Annotated in this window: 1 protein-coding gene; it reads left to right on the top strand. The window is 65.4% G+C overall.

Annotated elements, in window-relative coordinates; genetic code table 11:
• Positions 1 to 79: 79 nt before the first annotated feature.
• Positions 80 to 1,435, top strand: a complete 1,356-nt coding sequence (locus tag ACIQM0_RS39335; RefSeq protein ID WP_401296068.1) for an IS4 family transposase — start codon at positions 80 to 82, stop codon at positions 1,433 to 1,435.
• The last annotated feature ends 17 nt before the right edge of the window (positions 1,436 to 1,452 follow it).

Below are 1,452 nucleotides of genomic sequence, written 5' to 3'. Positions count from 1 at the left end.
CAATGCCGTTGCTTGAGGGGTGCAAGTAGTTCCTCTCCCGGGCACGGTGACTGCCGGGGTGCTGGTTCGTTGACCGGGCATGCATCCGTGGATCGGGTTATCTGATGATGTCCGGCTCGGGTTGGTCACCGAGTGGATTGTTCCTGAGCTGGTGGACGAGGTGCTGGCCGCGTGCGGTCGGCGGGATGCCAAGCCCCGTCCCCTATCGAGTCGGTTCATGGTCTACTTCGTGATTGCTCTGGCGCTGTTCCAGCAGGACTCCTACGACGATGTTGCGGAGAACCTCGTCGGGGCCCTGGGCGAGATGGACCAGTCGGTCCCGAACAAGTCGTCATTCACCAGGGCCCGGAAGCAGCTTGGGGCCGCGCCGCTGGAAGGAGTGTTCCGCCGTGTCGCGGGGGCGATCGCTCCGCCCACACTCGAGGCGGCGTTCTGGCGCGGGATGAGAGTCGCCGCAGTCGACGGGTTCTTGCTGGACGTGCCGGAGAACGATACGACACGTGCCGTTTTTGGCGGGCAGGTGGACAGTGCCGGGCGTCCCATCGGGTTCCCGCAGGCCAGAGTGGTGACGCTGACCGAGACCAGTACGCACGCCACGATCGACGCGCGAATAGGCAGCTTCAGGAGTGGTGGTGGCGAGCCCGCGCTGGCGACAGAGATGGCCGACAGTGCCGCCGGCATGCTGGTGATCATGGACCGTGCCTTCCCCGGTGTCGCGCTGTGGAAGGCATACACGCAGGCCGGAGCACACTTGCTGATCAGAGCCCGCACCTTCGTCGCCGCGAAGCCCGCGGAGGTCTTGCCTGACGGGACCTATCTGACCCGGATGAATCTCGCTGGGCAGCGGCGCTCCCATCCGGGCGGGGTGACAGTGAGGGTGATCGACTACCAGGTCGACAGCGGCGAGACCGTCAGGCTGCTGACTGACCTGCTCGATCCCGGGGCCTGGCCCGCCGAGGAGCTTGCAGCTCTGTATCACGAGCGCTGGGAGGTTGAGTCCGCTTTCCGGCAGCTGAAGACCTTTCAGCGGGGAAAGGCCGAGGTGCTGCGGTCGGTGTCTCCGGAACTGGTGCGGCAGGAGATCTGGGCACACCTGACCCTCCATCACTGCCTGAATCGGATCGTCCTGCGGCTGGCAGACGGCGAGGGTCTGGACCCCGACCGGATCTCGTTCGTCAAGGTCCTCAAGCACACACGACGCAGCGTCGTCCTCCAGGCGGGCCGGTCGACCCGCCATCTGCGGCAGTTCATGAAGCGGATGGCCACGAAAGTCGTGCGTAAGCTCGACAACGGCCTCCGGCGGCTACGCGAGGCGGACCGGTACACCCGCCGTCCGGTGTCGCAGTACATCGTGCGCAAGAAAGACCAGGCCAGGCGAGGCACGCGACGGGTTCCCGAGAAGATCATCACCCTTGCGCCCGCGATACTTCAGTAGCTCAAGCAACGGCATTG

Origin of the sequence: Streptomyces sp. NPDC091387 (assembly GCF_044756945.1) — a bacterium.
GTDB lineage: Bacteria > Actinomycetota > Actinomycetes > Streptomycetales > Streptomycetaceae > Streptomyces.
Note: the sequence above shows the minus strand (reverse complement) of the source record. Positions and strands in the feature narration are given on the sequence as shown.

Bases quoted from the DNA above. Each gene is read 5' to 3' on its own strand.
- ACIQM0_RS39335 (WP_401296068.1), top strand. From the start codon at position 80: ATGCATCCGTGGATCGGGTTATCTGATGATGTCCGGCTCGGGTTGGTC.